13 protein-coding genes are annotated in these 17,090 nt (G+C 58.7%); 2 read left to right on the forward strand and 11 right to left on the reverse strand.

Annotation, left to right across the window (positions count from 1 at the left end; genetic code table 11):
- A partial coding sequence (locus RBB47_RS28685; protein WP_305989358.1) for an RNA polymerase sigma factor occupies window positions 1-1,165 on the forward strand: 1,165 nt, incomplete at its 5' end.
- Window positions 1,166-1,177: 12 nt separating this feature from the next.
- Here the strand turns inward: RBB47_RS28685 and RBB47_RS28690 are convergent.
- From RBB47_RS28690 to RBB47_RS28715, 6 genes are all read right to left on the reverse strand, one after another.
- A complete protein-coding gene (locus RBB47_RS28690; RefSeq protein WP_305989359.1) occupies window positions 1,178-1,816 on the reverse strand; it encodes a 2-hydroxychromene-2-carboxylate isomerase in 639 nt (212 codons plus the stop codon).
- A 303-nt stretch (window positions 1,817-2,119) separates the two neighbouring features.
- The gene (groL, locus tag RBB47_RS28695) at window positions 2,120-3,763 is read right to left on the reverse strand and encodes a chaperonin GroEL (RefSeq protein ID WP_305989360.1); all 1,644 of its coding nucleotides are present in this window, start codon (window positions 3,761-3,763) and stop codon (window positions 2,120-2,122) included.
- A gap of 54 nt (window positions 3,764-3,817) precedes the next feature.
- A complete protein-coding gene (groES, locus tag RBB47_RS28700; protein WP_094074079.1) occupies window positions 3,818-4,105 on the reverse strand; it encodes a co-chaperone GroES in 288 nt (95 codons plus the stop codon).
- 286 nt (window positions 4,106-4,391) lie between these two features.
- Window positions 4,392-4,961, reverse strand: coding sequence for a hypothetical protein (locus RBB47_RS28705; RefSeq protein WP_305989361.1), 570 nt, complete (start codon window positions 4,959-4,961; stop codon window positions 4,392-4,394).
- Window positions 4,962-5,074: 113 nt separating this feature from the next.
- Window positions 5,075-6,559: a sigma-54 dependent transcriptional regulator gene (locus RBB47_RS28710; RefSeq protein WP_305989362.1), complete on the reverse strand. Its 1,485-nt coding sequence runs from the start codon at window positions 6,557-6,559 to the stop codon at window positions 5,075-5,077.
- 150 nt (window positions 6,560-6,709) lie between these two features.
- Window positions 6,710-7,528 carry a hypothetical protein gene (locus tag RBB47_RS28715; protein ID WP_305989363.1) on the reverse strand — a complete coding sequence of 273 codons (819 nt, stop codon included), beginning with the start codon at window positions 7,526-7,528 and terminating at the stop codon, window positions 6,710-6,712.
- 353 nt (window positions 7,529-7,881) lie between these two features.
- Between RBB47_RS28715 and RBB47_RS28720 the strand changes: the two genes are divergently transcribed.
- Entirely contained in the window at window positions 7,882-9,465 is a 1,584-nt protein-coding gene (locus tag RBB47_RS28720) for an EAL domain-containing protein (protein WP_305989364.1), read from the forward strand.
- Window positions 9,466-9,511: 46 nt separating this feature from the next.
- Here the strand turns inward: RBB47_RS28720 and RBB47_RS28725 are convergent, their stop codons facing one another.
- The 5 genes from RBB47_RS28725 to ileS all read right to left on the reverse strand — a co-directional run bounded on the left by RBB47_RS28725 (window position 9,512) and on the right by ileS (window position 16,741).
- Window positions 9,512-10,840: a pitrilysin family protein gene (locus RBB47_RS28725; protein ID WP_305989365.1), complete on the reverse strand. Its 1,329-nt coding sequence runs from the start codon at window positions 10,838-10,840 to the stop codon at window positions 9,512-9,514.
- 3 nt (window positions 10,841-10,843) lie between these two features.
- Complete coding sequence (locus tag RBB47_RS28730; protein WP_305989366.1) at window positions 10,844-12,244, reverse strand: pitrilysin family protein; 1,401 nt, start codon at window positions 12,242-12,244, stop codon at window positions 10,844-10,846.
- Between the two features lie 190 nt (window positions 12,245-12,434).
- Window positions 12,435-13,145, reverse strand: a complete 711-nt coding sequence (locus RBB47_RS28735; protein ID WP_305989367.1) for a hypothetical protein — start codon at window positions 13,143-13,145, stop codon at window positions 12,435-12,437.
- Between the two features lie 75 nt (window positions 13,146-13,220).
- A complete protein-coding gene (gene lspA / locus RBB47_RS28740) occupies window positions 13,221-13,757 on the reverse strand; it encodes a signal peptidase II (protein WP_305989368.1) in 537 nt (178 codons plus the stop codon).
- Between the two features lie 23 nt (window positions 13,758-13,780).
- Complete coding sequence (gene ileS, locus RBB47_RS28745; RefSeq protein ID WP_305989369.1) at window positions 13,781-16,741, reverse strand: isoleucine--tRNA ligase; 2,961 nt, start codon at window positions 16,739-16,741, stop codon at window positions 13,781-13,783.
- Window positions 16,742-17,090 lie beyond the last annotated feature (349 nt).

The following is a 17,090-nucleotide window of genomic DNA, read 5'->3' on the forward strand; positions in this document are numbered from 1 at the left end:
GGCTGCGCGGGACAGTTATGGACGCCTGCTGGCACTTCTGTCGGTTCGCACCCATGACATTGCAATGGCTGAAGACGCCCTGGCGGATGCGTTCGCCAAGGCGCTTGACCATTGGCCCTTGCACGGTATTCCGGACAATCCGGATGCATGGCTGCTCACCACCGCGCGCAACAGGTTGACCGATTGGCAGCGAAAACAGCTGCGCTTTCCAAGCGAAAGCGAGATACCCGACATGTCGGATGACGATCACTTGGAAGACAGCCTGCCCGATCAGCGATTATCCTTGTTGCTGGTGTGTGCCCACCCGGCCATCGCGACCGATCTGCATGTCCCGCTGATGCTGCAGACCGTCCTTGGCATGGAGGCGCGGACTATTGCGCGGTTGTTTCTGATCTCGCCTGCAGCACTCGCCAAGCGCCTGGTTCGAGCCAAGGCCAAGGTCAGGGATGCGGGCATACCGTTCAAGATCCCGGAGGGGGCCGTTCTGGAGGAGCGCAGCTCCACCCTGCTCGAAGCCCTTTATGCCCTCCACGCCCATGACTGGCTGGACCCGGCCGATACCCTGGGCGACGAAGCATTCTACCTTGCAGATCTTTCCAGCCGCCTGATGGCAGGCAATGCGGAAGCGCTCGGCCTGGCTGCGCTGATTGCCTTCAGTCATGCAAGAGCCGGCGCGCGGACCATCGACGGCGTGCTAGTTCCAACCGGCGAACAGGATGTTTCGCTCTGGCGTGACGATCTCATCGCTTACGGCAAACGGCAGCTGACCCGCGCCTATGGCAAATCGATGGTTGGCAGGTTCCAGATCGAAGCGGCGATTGAATCCATACACGTCGCGCGCAAGGAGACCGGCCGGACGGACTGGCAGGCCTTGAACAAGCTCTATTTCGCACTTCAAAAAGTAGCGCCGTCGGCTGGCGGTCTTGTTGCGCAGGCCGTCGTCACCGGCAGGCTGCACGGACCTGACGCGGGATTGCGGGCGCTTGATATCGCAGAGGCGCAGGCCGGAACCGGGTTCCAGCCGCTTTGGGCGGCGCGGGCGGACCTGAACGCTGGGCTCGGTAACCGCGAGTCAGCGTCCCGCTGCTATGAAAAGGCAATTTCGCTTGCGACCGACCTGCCGACGATCAATCTCCTGCGTGCCCGATTGGCCGAATTGGCATAGGTCCGGCGCGCCTTAGTCAACACTCGGATTGGACCAGTCACTTGGCTTGAACGGGGTCTTCAGCGCACGTTCCACCAACGGCAGATGATCCTGTCCGTAGAAGGGGTCGCCGTCGACGACATAGGTTGGTGATCCGAAGAGCGCCTTCGAAACGGCCCATTGCGTGTTGGCCTGAAGTGTGTCCTGGACTTCGCGTGAGGCGGCCTTCGTCAGATGGGTCTCGGGGTCGAGCCCCAGTTCCCGCGCAATCGCCTTTAGTGCGATCTCATCGGACAGGTCGACGTCTTCGCGCCAATGCGCATCCATCAACCGGTGCGCCATCCTGTCGGTTTGCGGTCCCGTTTCACCCAGGGCGATGATCATGCCAGATGCGATGCTGTAGTCGGCGTCATGCTGGCTTGGCCGATGATTAATGATCGGAACGGAGCGGAATTCCGCCCACCGTTCGATTTCCCGTCCGAAGAAATAGTCGACATGCTGCTGCGTTCGCTTGCGGAAGGCAGGGCTGCGCTGTGCCTCGACGACCGGCGACAGCAGGATCGGCCGATGCACCAGAACCACACCGTGGTCTGCGCAGATACGCTGAATTTCCGCAGAGCCGAGATAAGCAAACGCGGAATGAGCGGAATAGACATATTCGATGACGGCCATAATGCGCTTTCTCGATCGTGTGTCAGAAGTGCGGCTTCAGCGGGTCTCGGTTGGATCTGCATGCAGCAGCGCTCGACGCGCGCCGCTACAAATCCAACGCCTGCACCGAGGAAAGGTGCCCCAGTCAGCTTGTGGTGAAGGCGTCCCTGCTGAAGCCATTGCGGTTGCCAGCAGAAGGAGGGAAGTGAGGTCCATTCGCTACCTTTAACAGACGCGAACCGGTCAAATAAAGGGTGCGGCGCGCCAAGCAAAAAGGGCGGCACGAGGGCCGCCCTTTCCGTAAAGCTGATTAGCTTGGGTTTCTTAGAAGCCCATGCCGCCCATACCGCCCATGTCGCCACCCGGCATTGCCGGTGCTGCTTCTTTCTTCGGCAGCTCTGCAACCATGGCTTCGGTGGTGATCAGCAGGCCGGCAACAGAAGCTGCGTCCTGCAGAGCCGTGCGCACAACCTTGGTCGGGTCGATGATGCCGGCTTCGATCAGGTTGACATATTCTTCGGTCTGAGCGTTGAAACCGAAGGAAGCGTCGCCGCTATCGCCGACCTTGCCAACAACGATGGAGCCTTCGACACCAGCGTTTTCGGCGATCTGACGGATCGGAGACTCAAGAGCGCGCAGAACGATCTTGATGCCGGCTTCGATGTCCGGATTGCTGGAGGACAGCTTTGCAACGTCGTCCTTAGCACGCAGCAGAGCTGCGCCACCACCCGGTACGATGCCTTCTTCAACGGCAGCGCGGGTCGCGTTCAGTGCATCGTCAACGCGGTCTTTCTTTTCTTTCACTTCGATTTCGGTCGCACCGCCGACGCGGATGACAGCGACACCGCCTGCGAGCTTGGCCAGGCGCTCCTGGAGCTTCTCGCGGTCGTAATCGGAAGTGGTTTCTTCGATCTGGGCCTTGATCTGACCGACGCGGCCGTCGATGTCTTCCTTGGAACCTGCACCGTCAACAATGGTGGTGGTTTCTTTGGTGATGGCCACCTTCTCGGCAGTGCCAAGCATGTCGAGGGAAACGTTTTCCAGCTTGATGCCGAGATCTTCGGAGATCACGGTACCACCGGTCAGGATCGCGATGTCTTCCAGCATGGCCTTGCGGCGGTCGCCGAAGCCCGGAGCCTTGACGGCAGCAATCTTCAGACCGCCGCGCAGCTTGTTGACAACGAGGGTTGCCAGAGCTTCGCCTTCGACGTCTTCAGCAATGATGAGAAGCGGACGGGAAGACTGAACAACAGCTTCCAGGATCGGCAGCATGGCCTGCAGGTTGGAGAGTTTCTTCTCGTGCAGCAGGATGAACGGCTTTTCCAGGTCAGCCAGCATCTTGTCGGCGTTGGTGACGAAGTACGGAGACAGGTAGCCGCGGTCGAACTGCATGCCTTCAACGACTTCCAGCTCGGTTTCCAGGGACTTGGCTTCCTCGACGGTGATCACGCCTTCGTTGCCGACTTTCTGCATGGCTTCGGCAATGTCCTGGCCGACCTGCTCGTCGCCGTTTGCGGAAATGGTGCCGACCTGGGCAACTTCCTCAGAAGTGGTGATGGTCTTGGAAGCAGCTTCCAGAGACTTGACGGCTTCAGCAGCAGCCATGTCGACGCCGCGCTTCAGGTCCATCGGGTTCATGCCGGCAGCAACAGCCTTGGCGCCTTCCTTGACGATGGCCTGTGCCAGAACGGTTGCAGTGGTGGTGCCGTCACCAGCGATGTCGTTGGTCTTGGAAGCCACTTCGCGCACCATCTGGGCGCCCATGTTTTCGAACTTGTCTTCCAGTTCGATTTCCTTGGCAACGGAGACACCGTCCTTGGTGATGCGCGGTGCGCCGAATGCCTTGTCGAGAACGACGTTACGGCCTTTCGGGCCGAGGGTCACCTTGACAGCGTTTGCGAGGGTATCGACGCCGCGGAGCATGCGCTCGCGGGCATCAGAGGAGAATTTTACTTCTTTAGCAGACATAGAGTCGTCTCACCTAAAATTGGAATTGGAGGAGATCAGAAGCGGTTCGCTGTGTTAAGCGATCACGCCCATGATGTCGGATTCCTTCATGATCAGGAGGTCTTCACCGTCGATCTTGACTTCGGTGCCGGACCACTTGCCGAACAGGACGCGGTCGCCTGCCTTGACGTCGAGTGCAACGATTTCACCGTTGTCTTTGCGAGCGCCTGTGCCGACGGCGATGATCTCGCCTTCCTGCGGTTTTTCTTTTGCGGTGTCCGGAATGATAATGCCGCCAGCAGTTTTCTCTTCAGAGTCTACTCGGCGAACTACGACACGGTCGTGCAGTGGACGAAATGCCATAAGACTGTTTCCTCTCATGAGCGCGCCCCACGCAGTTGGCAGCGCGCGAGACATGATTATTGGGTTGTATGGAACAGGAAACCCTGCTTCCTGCTACGTGTTAGCACTCCCTCAAGGCGAGTGCTAACAGCGCACTGGATTTATGCAGCAGCGTTCAAATTGTCAATGCTTTGTGAGCAGAATTTAATCTGGAAATCGCTCGTGTATTCCGGCGATGGTGGCCGTTCGACACCGAAAAGCACAATCTGTCGCGAAGAACGCTCCAAAGGCGCGCTCTCCTTGGCCTCTAGTTAGGGGCGGTGATCCTGAATGGCAAGGTGAAACCGGCCTCTTTTCCGCTGGCCCCATCCGTGAACAGGGTCTCCAGTTCGTAGTCGCCGGCAGGCAGGCCGCTGAACTGGAAGGAAAGCGCGGCGGCGAGTTCGCGTTGCTTCGACCGGCCCTTGCCGGCAAAGACCGCGAAATTGTCCTGTTCGGCCAGAACCTGGCCGGAAAGCGTGAGCAGCCGGTAGCTTGCCGTCAATTCAAATTCGTACTGACCGTCAGCCTCGTTGTAGGCGTAGCCGATCGGCTCCGCATAGATGGAGAGGACCTCGTCATTTTGAAAGACGGAGTCGGACCGCGGTGTGTACTGACCGTAGGCGCCGCCACCCTCTTCGGTAAAGGTAGCGACCGCAAACGCAAGACCGTTGGCCTCCCAGGCGGCATCATATGCGGCAAGAGCTTCGTTGAAAGCTTCGGAAGGTGCGGAAACAGTTTCAGAAAATGCAGTTGCAGAAGAAAACCCTGCAAACAACCCAGTCGCCAGGACCAGAACGGCAGCAGTCCGCCGGGTTAAACATCTTCCAGTCAGCATTATCACTTCCCCGCACGCCCTTAAGTCTTGTCGTTTCTTGGCGATTTGGCCGATATAGACTGACTTTTGGCGTTACACAAGAAAATGTGTGCAATGCAGTAAACGCTAGCCGGTTAAAGGCTACGCGCCGACCAGGATTGACGTTTCCGGTAGATTGTCGACGGGCTGATCTCCAGGGCAGCGGCGGCCATGGCAATGTTTCCGTCAAAGGCGTCGAGCGCATCCTCAATAATCCGGCGTTCCTGCGCCCACAAGGGCTCGATCGCGCCAAACGGACGACTTGGGGCGCTTACGCGCGAGCGCTCGCGGGACAGATCGATCACCGCATTCGGGCGCCCGCTCTGGTCGCGGATCACCATCGGCAGCATATCGAAGGTTACTGCTGCGCCGTCATTCATGACGACGATCTGGCGAATGGTGTTTTCCAGTTGCCGCACATTGCCCGGCCAGGAATAGGAAACGATCCGCGCTTCCGCATCCGCGTCAAATCCCTTGAACCCACGCCGCTCTTCACCGGAATACCGGTCCAGAAAAGCTTCTGCGAGCGGAAGGATATCGTCCCGGCGCTCGCGCAGCGGGGGCAGGTGGATTGGAAGAACATGAAGGCGGTAGTAAAGGTCTTCCCGGAAACGCCCGGCCGAAATCTCGGCAACAGGATTGCGATTGGTCGCACAGATGATGCGCGCATCGACCTGTCGAGACTGTGTATCGCCGAGCCGCTGGAAGGAACCGGTCTGAAGGAACCTGAGCAGCTTGCTTTGCAGCATCAGGTCCATTTCGCCGATTTCGTCGAGAAACAGGGTCCCGCCATCGGCCTGTTCCGCCGCTCCCGCCCGGTTTTCGGTCGCGCCGGTGAAGGCACCGCGCATGTAGCCGAAAATCTCACTTTCGATGAGATCCCGCGGGATTGCGGCACAGTTCAGCGTGATGAAACGGTTGGGCTGGCGCTCTGACAGGTCATGGATGGCGTTGGCGCAAAGTTCCTTGCCGGTCCCGGACTCTCCGGTGATGAAGACCGGAGCCTGAGACGGCGCCATACGTTTGATTTGATCGTGGATCTCGCGCATTTGCTGCGACGTTCCGACCAGCCTGTTCAAACCGGTCTCTTCGCGGCTGGAGATCTCCGGGCGTGACTGCAGCGCTTGTTTCGCGGGACCAGATGCAGGTTCAGGCTCTGCTTCCGGCTGTACTGGCACCAGAACGGGCCGTCTTTGCTGAAGCTGGAACGTAATTTTGGTGGCGAGTGCATCAAGCGAGAAAGGTTTGGTCAGAAAATCATGCGCGCCGGCCCGCATTGCGCTCACGGCGCGAGACACAGACCCCTTTGCCGAAACAGCGACAATAACGGCCTTTGGGCATCTGACGGCATAAGCTTCCAGGGCCTCGTCACCACCGATCGTTTCCAGATCTATTACAAGAATATCGGTCGTTTTGTCCGCGAGATCCTGAAGGCAGGAGGCGGACTCCGTGTAAAGGATCGGATCGGCGCAGGAGGCGGATAATTTTGCGCAGACAGCGGATGTGCGGGCAGCTTCCGAGGCTGAAGCGTCTAATACGCGTACAATCACAGGCAACTCTTTGCCCTCATTACTCCCCATTGCTGGGTAACTCCCGTCGCTTGAGCTGGGTCAATCGAGTATCGAAAGATTCGTCACCCTGATAATTCTCCGAACAGGGTAAACAAAGCGTTGTCAGATGACGCATTTTGCAGTTTTTACGGAGAAAACCGGTTAGCAGCCGAAGCGCTGTCAGAGCGAACCGGCAATGAAACCCGCTACAAAGCACCCTGCCGCAAGTGCAGCGGCGAACGGGATGGACATTCTTATTTGATGAAGGCGCTGTGCCGGTTTCTGCTGAGTGGACGCCACTTCATTGCTGGTATCGAGGATCAGTGTGTTAGCCGGATCTGAAGCTTGTTCGCTTGCCCCGTTCGCAAGCCTTGCGTCGGTTGCAGCTGCCACGTTTTCTTCCGGAGGAGCGAATGCCGGTTGAGCCGTTCCGGCACTATCCGCTTCAATGAATTTGGTACCGGGATGCGCCAAATCAGCGATTTTCTGATCTGCCGAAGCGGTTTTGGGCAATGTGTCAGAGGCACTGAAAGACGGCGCGTAGCTGCCTTTTGGAATGGAGATCCTGACGGGATCCGAGAGCCCGGAGCCGGTGTAGTATTTTACAAGCCGGCGCCTGAGACGGGCTGCTTCGACCCGCACAATCGGGTCTGTCACCGGATTGAAGTCCTCCGGACGGCCAAGCGCCTCCACTGCGATCGTGTAGCCCTTTATTTTCTCGAGTTTGTTGTCGAGTGCCGCGCGAACGACGAATTCCAGGAACGCACGCAATTGAGGTGCTGAGCGAAACTCCGGGCTTTTGAGGGCATTGAAAAGGGCTGATTGAATCTGGTCTTCCGAAAGCTGTACGCCAATGGAAGCCGGGAACGAACCGGGTTCGGCGCCAACACTGTCGCCGGAGTTGGTATTTCTGGTCTGTGAATGGGGCTCGGTGACCGGCTTTTGGTCCTGATCGCTTCGTCGCGCGTTGTTTCGACTCGGCTGTACAGCGGCGTGCATGCCAGTCCCCTTATGGTAACCGGTTGTCTATGCACCACGACAAATTGCCCTGCCACAATTCTAACGAAGTCGCTGCTGAATGCAAATTTTTCTGCCGTTCACGGAGCTTCTGGCGAAATCGACGCTGCGGAAGCAAGTTTTCGCGGTTTCAGGCACTTGAGCGGTTTCACAGACCGAAAATCGGCGGGCATTTTCAACCATAGTCGGGGACAAGTGACGGATTCCGCACTTGAAAGCGGCTTGCGGATTCGGAGCAAGCTGGTTCTTAAGGCATGATTAACCGGTAATTTTGATTCGGGTCGGAACTTTCAGACGCCATGGGCCGGACGGGGACCATTTTTGTAGCAATATGCATGGCCATCATCGCGCTGTCGTCCGCGACTGTGCTGATTTTTCAGTTCGGCCGCCCGTTCGGTGAGGCAGTTTCCCTTTCGCTTGCGCTTATGTGCACGATGATACTCATCCATCTGCTGATCGGCAGGGCGCGTGACCGTGGAGCGGTGAGCGAGGCAGTCGACCGGCTCGAGGAGCGCATGACCGACCTCGACGAGGATGTCGGCAACCTGGAAGGTCGCCTGACCGGCATGGAACACACCATGCCGCGACGCACCCGCGCCGAAATGGACCCGCTGTTTGCTGAAGTCGAAGTTCTTGGCACTCTTGTCAAACAGATGGCTGAAGCCATGTCGGATCTGGAAACCAGGGTAGAAGATCAGCAGGCCCTGATGCCGCCGCCCCAAGCGCCGCACCTGCCACGCTACGCGCAGCCTCAACCCGCGTTACAGGCAAATGTCGCAGCGACGCACCCCGGTTATCCCGCACCGCCCGTATCGCCGCCGCAACCCGACCCGCTGCCGGATATGCGTCAGCAGGAGCGCCCTCCGGCTCATGTGTCTCCACCGGGCATGACGGGTGAAGCCGCCCCGGCCCAGATGCCGGGACCCCATTTCACGGGCAATGAAGTCCGGGGTGACATGGTCGGATGGGACCGCAGATATGATGTTCAGTCCCGACACTTGCCGGGAGAAGCTGCAGTCCCGCCGCAGACGATGCAGGGATCAGAGCGTGACATCGCGGTTGACGAACAGTTTCACGCTGACTTTCCGTCAGGCGATCACCAGCCCGTGGAGCCCGAGCGGGCCCAGCCAAATATGGCGATGCGAGAGCTGATCACCTCGGCACTCAACGCCAATCGGGTCGAGCTTCACCTGCAGCCGATCGTAACGCTGCCCCAGCGACAGGTGAAATACTACGAAGCCTTTACCCGTTTGAGAGACGCAGAGGGGAATGCGGTCGAAGCGGCGGCTTTCCTGCCGGAAGCCGTTCTGTCGGGACAAATCGCCCGGATCGACAACCTGCTTCTCTTCCGATCCATCCAGGTCATCCGGCGTCTCACCTCGCGCAATCGAAACGCGATCCTCTTTTGCAACATTGCATCCGTCTCGCTCGTCGATGAGACGTTTTTCCCTGGCTTTCTGGAATTTGTGAAATCAAACCGGAACTTTGCCGATGTGCTGGTCTTCGAGTTTGCGCAAAGCGATGTCGCCGATATGGGGGCGATGGAACTTGAAAGCCTGAGCGCGCTCTACGATCTCGGCTTCCGGTTTTCGGTCGACCGGATCACCGACATGAAGATGGACTTCAATTCGCTGGCGGGCCGTGGGTTCAAGTTCGGTAAACTGCATGCCGATTATCTGATCGGCCGTCGAGAAGCCAATCATGGCCATATTCACCCGTCAGATTTCGGTGATCTGCTGCATCGCTACGGGATGGAGCTGGTGACTGACCATGTGGAAACGGAATCGCAGGTTCTGGAGCTTCTCGACTACGATGTGAAACTCGCGCAGGGCAACCTGTTCTCGCCGCCGCGTCCGGTCAGAGCAGAGGTCTTGCAGGGCGCACCGGCGCCCGGGCCCAGAAAAACGGCGGCGGGGTGATCCCGCCGCCTGGCTCTTGTGCGCGATTTGATTCCTGACCGTTTGATCAGCCTTGTTCTTGCCCAACGGTGATAATCGTCGGTTTGCTTTCCGCCAGAAGTCTTTTGGCTACCCGCTGAACGTCTTCGAGCGTAACTGCCTCGATTTCGCTGTTGCGGCGGTCGAAGTAATCAATGCCGAGTTCGGCGTTTTGCAAGGCCACCAATTGCCGCGCAATCTTTCCCGAGCTGTCGAAACGCAGCGCATAGGAGCCCGTGATGAAGCGCTTGGCGGAAGCGAGTTCCGCGTCGCTCGGGCCTTCCGTTGCCATGCGCTTGATTTGATCGAGCATGACATCGACCGTTTCCGCGGCGCGTTCCGTTATGGTGGCGGCGGAACCGACCAGCAGACCAGTGTGACGGTAGGGTGAAAGCGAGGTCCCGGCACCATAGGACAAACCGCGCTTTTCGCGCACTTCTTCGTACATCCACGAGGTGAACGTGCCACCGCCCAGGATGTGGTTCATGACATAGGCTGCCTGATAGTCGGGGTCGTCGCGTTTCAGGCCGGGCAGGGCCACAAGGATGGTGGTCTGTGGAACATCAAGCTCCCGATGGATTGTCTCACCGCTATCAGGGGCAAAGTCGGAAATGCTCGCAAGGTCGCTCCGGTCTGGAAGGTCGGCAAAGACCTTGTCCAGAACTTGCGCAAGCGTCTGTGCGTTGATTGCGCCGACGACACCGATCTTCAAACCGTTTCTTGAGATGAGTTTGCCGTGCTGTGCCCTAAGGTCATCCGCCGTAAGCGCACCCATTGTAACGCCCGTTCCAAGTGTCGGACGCGCATAAGGATGGTCGCCGAACATGGCGCTGGCCAGCGAACGGCCTGCAATTGCGTTCGGGTCGCTTTCGTTGCGCCTGATCTGGGTTGCCAGTTGCGTTTTCATGCGCTCGACGGGCGCTTCGTCGAAGCGGGGCGCGTTTACGGCAATCGCCAACAGGTCCGTGGCTTCGTCCAAGGTCGGGCTGAGCGTTCTCAGGCTGCCGTAAAATCGGTCTCGTCCGGTGCTGAAACCGATGCTTACAGCCAGTTCCTCCAGGCGCCCCTGAAACTCTTCTGAGCTGAGATCGCCGGCCCCTTCGTCGAGAGTGGCCGCGAGCAGGCGTGTCACGCCTTCCTTGCCTTCCGGATCCTGTACGGACCCTCCGTCAAAGGAGAAATTCAGCGCAATGATGGGGACGGTGTGATCTTCGACCAACCACGCTTCGACCCCCCCGGGGCTGACGATTTTTTGGACTTCAACGGCATGCGCTGTACGCGCGAGGCCGACAAAAAGGAAAAACGCAAGCGCACCAAGAACCAGGCCGTTGCGAATATTAGCGGTTTTATGGGTCATGGATCAGGACTTGTCGTTGACTTGTGTTGCATTTGTCAGAGCGGCTTCCGGTTCTGTCCGGCTTTCAATCCGCAATTCTCCGATGACCGGTGTACCGGTCAGATAGGTTCTGGCGGCCTCCAGCACGTCTTCAGGCGTGACGGCACTGACCTGCGCCGGCCAGCTTTGAACGTCCTCTATCGATTGCCCGCTCGTAAGGGCGCCGCCGAACAGCCTCGCAAGACCAGACTGGCTGTCCTGCGCATAAATGGCGCTTGCAATCATGCTGTTCTTGGCGCGGTCGACTTCCTCTTCGCTCACGCCGGTCTCCAGGAGTTTGTTCAACTCTTCTGCAATCAGCCGCTCCATTTCCGCCAGAGTACGGCCGGGACGGGGGGCTGCGTAGAGCCCAAAGCGGCTGTTGTCCAGCGCGCGGCTCTGATAATAGGCCCCTGCGCCGATCGCCGCTTCCTGGTCCAGGACAAGCGATTTATGCAAGCGGCTCGACGGGCCTTCCCCAAGAATATAGGCAAGCACGTCGAGGGCCTCCGGGGTTCTGCCGGTCCCGGTCGACTGACTGGGGACGACCCAGGTTTGGGAAATGGATTCCTGCCGGACCCTGGGATCGGAAACTGCAATGCGGCGCTCGCCCGACAGCGGCGGCTCCACTGGTCTTATGCGCTCGCCGGGTTCTGCACGTCTCTCCACCTTGCCGTAGGTTTCGGCAGCGAGTTGGCGGACCGTGTCGACGTCGACATCCCCGGCGATCACGACGACCGCATTGTTGGGCGTGTAAAACCGGTCGTAAAAGGCGAGGGCCGAATCCTTGTTCAGCGCTTCGATCTCGCTTTGCCAGCCGATCACAGGTGATCCGTAGGGGTGATTGACGAATGTGATGGCATTCATCGCCTCGCGCAGCCGCGATCCCGGCTCGCTGTCGACCCGGCTGCGGCGCTCTTCAAGAACAACATCGCGTTCGGGGTCAACAACCTCGTCGGACAACACCAGGTTTTCCATCCGGTCCGCCTCAAGCCGCATCATCAGAGGCAGGTGTTCCTTTGCGACTTTCTGGAAGTAGGCGGTGTAGTCGGTGCTGGTGAACGCGTTTTCCTGGCCGCCCCGTTCCGCAATCATTTTCGAGAACGCACCATCCGGGTTGTTCTTTGTGCCCTTGAACATCAAATGCTCGAGAAAATGGGCGACACCGGACTGGCCTTCCGGTTCATCTGCGGAACCGGCCTTGTACCAGATCATGTGGGTTACGACAGGTGCGCGGCGATCGGGAATGACCACGACCTGAAGCCCGTTTTCCAGAGTAAAGCTCTCCAGGTTGGGAGCAATTACAATATTGCTGGAAATAAGTGCTTCCGCCCTGGCCTCGACGGGCGGCAGCAGCGCTGTCGTCCCGAGGAGTAGGGCGGGCAATAGCAGGATCCTGGCTGACTTCCCGACGTGCTGGGTAAGGTTGAAACGAAAATCTTTAAGGCAAGGGTTCACGTGCAACTCCCGTTATGGCCTGAAAACAAAAAAACCTCCGGACTAATCCCTCCATATAGGAAGGTCGGCCCAGAGGTCTCATTACAATTTTGTCATTCGCGGCATAACCGCGGTCTGATCAGTTACAGTACTTCTGTTCGCCTTCCAGGCAGCGCGGATCGAGCGGCTTGGGTGAGTAGGGATCGTAGTTCGACGGTTTCTTGGTCGACTTCGACTTGCTCACGACTTCCGGCATCGGCGCGTCAGGCGACGGCGTGCTGTAGGCGGTCGGCGGCTCCGTCAGATAACGACGCGTCGCCAGCGTGCCTTCCGCCAGTCCTGTTTGTTGCGCCCTGATTGCCTGGAGATTTTCAAACTCCTGTTTCTGTTCCTGGCGCGTCAACGGAGCGTTGTCGTCGATCTCCTGCTGACGGCGCTCAGCTACACGGTCGCGTTCCGCCTGTCCCGTAACGCCAGTGATCTTGAAGCCGCGCATTTGCTCAGGCGTCAGCGGAGCGCCAAAGCCGCCGCTTGTCGCGTAAAGTTCCTTGAGCTCTTCGTACTCGGCGTTTTCCTGTTGCTTCGGCCAGTTTTCGGACTCGGTGCCGGCGACCTTGGTTTCAGGCTCCGGGAGCGCGCCGGGTTCGGCTGGCATGGCAAGCGGTGCACGGGGCTTGTAGTCAATCGGCTTCGCGTTCGGATCTACCGCGCCAAGCCCTGTCATGATCGAATTCACCAGTGCCGTATCCGGCGACTGGCTCGTGCCGTCAGCCGCCTGGCACGCCGCCAATCCTGCCAACAGGACAAGCAGGGCGGAATTTTTGATCCAGCTAAACATCGTCCGCAGCACAGCAGACTCCCCGATTGTGAATTATAAAATGCGGGCCAGCGCCCGTCTCGGATCCATCGACTCAGCGTTAAACCTTCATTTTACGGCTGAATTAGGACCATTTCTGAAACTGTCATACAGGAGACCGGCCACGCCTGCAACGATCCACACATCTGCGAGGTTGAACACGTACCAGGAGAAGCTGCCAACGTGAAAATGTACGAAGTCGACGACCGCCCCATAGGCGATTCGGTCGATTCCGTTGCCGATTGCACCTCCGATGACGAGCGCAAGAGCAAGCGCCACCAGTTTGGACCCGCACCGCGCCGACCAAACCCAAAGGCCAATCGTGATGGCGACGGTTACGCCGGCAAGAAGCCAGCGGCCAACGTCGCTGTTTTGCTGAAACAGACCGTAGGAAACGCCTCTGTTCCAGACGAGGACGAAGTCAAGAAACGGAAACAACCGGACGGGTCCGTTCAATCCGAGATCAAATCCAAAGACGAGCCAGAGTTTGCTGGCCTGGTCGGCGGCGACCCCGATGAGCGCAACGGTCAGAACAAACGCGCTGAAACGGCCCCAAAGCAGGGGCCGCTTGTCTTCAGCCGGATCTGTGTGCGTCGGTTCACTCATGTCGCCGTCGTCCGGTCGCGTTGTCAGGCCGCGGCGTGGGCCGCGTCCCACTCACGCAGTGCTGCTGCATCGCGCAAGGTGACGTCCGGATACTCCGGATCAGAGCCCACTTCCGGCAGGATCTTCCAGGAACGGGCGCATTTCTGACCCTCCGCCAAAGCGGGCACAACAGCGACGCCCTTGGTGTCGTCGAGCGTGAAAGCTCCTTCCGGCGCGGGATCGGCTGTCAGTGTCAACTGGCTGGTGATCGCGATATCCGCCATGTCCTGTCCGTCCAGAGCAGCCATCAAGTCCGCGTCGGTGACATAGACCACGGGATGCGCTTCAAGCGAGGACCCGATCCGTTTTTCACGCCGTTCGATTTCAAGAGCACCGGTGATCACCCGGCGAACTGTCTTGATCTTGCTCCACTTCGCAGCGAGCGCATCGTCTCGCCACGCTTGCGGAACGGCAGGGAACTGCTCCAGGTGGACCGACGTTGCCTCGCCGTAGCGGGACACCCAGGTCTCGTCCATGGTGAACGGCAGCATCGGCGCCATCCAGGTAACGAGGCAGTTGAACAACTTGTCGATGACAAAAAGAGACGCCTTGCGCCGCGTGGAGGAACCAGCATCGCAGTAAAGCGCATCCTTCCGGATATCGAAATAGAACGCCGACAGCTCAACGGTCATGAAAGTGAAGAGCTGGTGGAAGACCTTCTTGTAATCGAATTCCCAGTAAGCCTCGCGGATCATCTCGTCCAGTTCCACGAGCCGGTGCAGCATCAGCCTTTCGAGTTCCGGCATGTCGGAAAGGGCGACCTCTTCGCCGCTTGCGTGCGCCAGCGATCCGAGCATCCATCGCAAGGTGTTGCGCAGCTTGCGGTAGCTGTCGACATTGGTCTTGATGATTTCCTGGCCGAGGCGCTGGTCTTCCCAGTAGTCGGTCGAAGCCACCCAAAGCCGCAAAATATCGGCGCCATATTGCTTGATGATGTCTTGCGGGAACATCTGGTTGCCGAGCGACTTGGACATTTTGCGCCCGTCCTCCGCCATGGTGAAGCCATGGGTCAGCACCGCGTCGTAAGGCACCGTGCCGCGCGTCCCGCAGCTTTCCAGGAGGGAGGAATGGAACCAGCCGCGATGCTGGTCGGAGCCTTCCAGATAAAGCACGTAGTCGTTGCCGCCGTCCGTCTTGCGCTTTGGCATCAGGTCTTCACGCTTTTCCAGGACAAAAGCGTGGGTGGAACCTGAATCGAACCAGACGTCGAGAATATCGGTGACCATGTCCCAGTCGTCGGCGGCATAGTCATTGCCCAAGAAGCGCTCCTTGGCACCGTCCGCATACCAGGCGTCGGCACCTTCTTCGCAGAAAGCGTCGTAGATGCGCGCGTTGACCGTCTCGTCCTTCAGGATCTCCGCGCTCTCCTTATGGATGAAGACGGTGATCGGCACGCCCCAGGCGCGCTGGCGCGAGAGCACCCAGTCGGGGCGGTTCTCGATCATCGAGCGCAAACGGTTCTGGCCGCTGCCCGGAACGAACCGGGTCTCATCGATGGCATTGAGAGCACGGGTGCGCAGCGTGTCGCCTTCGCCTGAAAGTGTCTTGTCCATGTAGACAAACCACTGCGGCGTGTTGCGGAAGATTACCGGTTTCTTGGAGCGCCAGGAATGCGGGTAGGAGTGATTAAGCCGGCCGAGGCCGATCAGGTTGCCGCTTTCCTTGAGCTTTTCGATGACAGCCCTGTTGGCCTTGCCCTTTTCACCCTTGTGGGTGATCACCTCAAAGCCTTCGAAGCCCGGCGCGTCCTTTGTGTAGAACCCGTCGTCGGCAACCGTGAAGGGGATCGCCGTGTTGATGCCGCGTTCCTCGAGCTCGGACCGTTTTTCCATCCAGATTTCAAAGTCGTCCGACCCGTGACCCGGCGCAGTGTGGACGAAGCCCGTACCGGCATCGTCGGTAACGTGATCGCCGTCAAGCACCGGCACGTCGAATTCGTAGCCGCCAAGGCCCAGCTCCGCGAGTGGATGGGCGCAGGTGAGGGTGGCCAGTTCGTCGGCGCTTACCCCGCGAACACGCTCAAAGGCCTCGATGCGTGCGTTCTTGAAGACATCCGCGGCCAGCGCATCGGCAAGAACGAGCAGATCGCCTTTCTGGACCCAGTTGTCTTCCGGCAGTCCGTCTTGTGTGACCTCGTAGAGGCTGTAGGCAATGCGCGAGGAGTAGCAGATCGCGCGGTTGCCGGGGATCGTCCAGGGCGTGGTTGTCCAGATCACGAGGGCAGCATTCAGAAGCTGTTCCACGGCGGCTTCGTCGCTGCCGCCGGCCGTCACGACCGGAAACTTCACCCAGATCATGTCGGACTTGTAGTCCTGGTATTCGATCTCCGCTTCGGCCAGTGCAGTCTTTTCAACAACCGACCACATGACGGGTTTGGAACCCCGGTAGAGCTGACCGGACATGGCGAACTTCATCAGTTCCTGGGCGATAACGGCTTCGCTTTCGAACTTCATGGTGAGGTAGGGATTGTCCCAGTCGCCCTCGATGCCGAGCCTTTTGAATTCTTTGCGCTGAACGTCGATCCAGTGCTCGGCAAATTCCCGGCATTCCTTGCGGAACTCGTTGATCGGCACTTCGTCCTTGTTCTTGCCCTTGGCGCGATACTGTTCCTCGATCTTCCATTCGATCGGCAGGCCGTGGCAGTCCCAACCAGGCACATAGTTGCTCTCGTAACCCATCATCTGCATGGACCGGGTCACGATGTCTTTCAATGTCTTGTTCAGGGAGTGGCCAATGTGGATGTTGCCATTGGCATAAGGGGGGCCGTCATGCAGGATGAACTTGTTGCGGTCCTTACCCTGCTCGCGTAGCTTTTTGTAGATGTCCAGCGCTTCCCAGCGCGCAAGGATTTCCGGTTCTTTTTTCGGGAGCCCGGCGCGCATCGGAAATTCGGTTTGCGGCAGATTGAGGGTTTCTGAATAGTCGCGTTTATCTGTCTCGGTCATCGTCTGTTCGATCCGGTCGTTCGGGCCTGTGGCCCGCCAATTTATCAAGGGTGTTTGCAAGCCTGTCGTCAGGCAGCAAAAAACAGGGAGATCCCGGACCCTGGCGCCGCGGTGTTCGCGTCAGCCGAAGGCCGGGCTGGTAATTCGCGTGATCGCGTTCATCTCAAAACCGATGAATATGAGGTCCGTGTCGAGCATGGCATGGGACATAGCAGCACTTGTCGCGTGAATAAAGAGAAAGCTTCGATTTACCGCCGATGCATCTGAAGGCGCGCGCCTTTCTGCTTTGCGTTCCGGCTCACTAACGTTGAAGACCAGCGGAAAATGGCTGGAAGCGTGCCGTGCGAAA

The organism is Roseibium sp. MMSF_3544 (assembly GCF_030732845.1).
Classification (GTDB): domain Bacteria; phylum Pseudomonadota; class Alphaproteobacteria; order Rhizobiales; family Stappiaceae; genus Roseibium.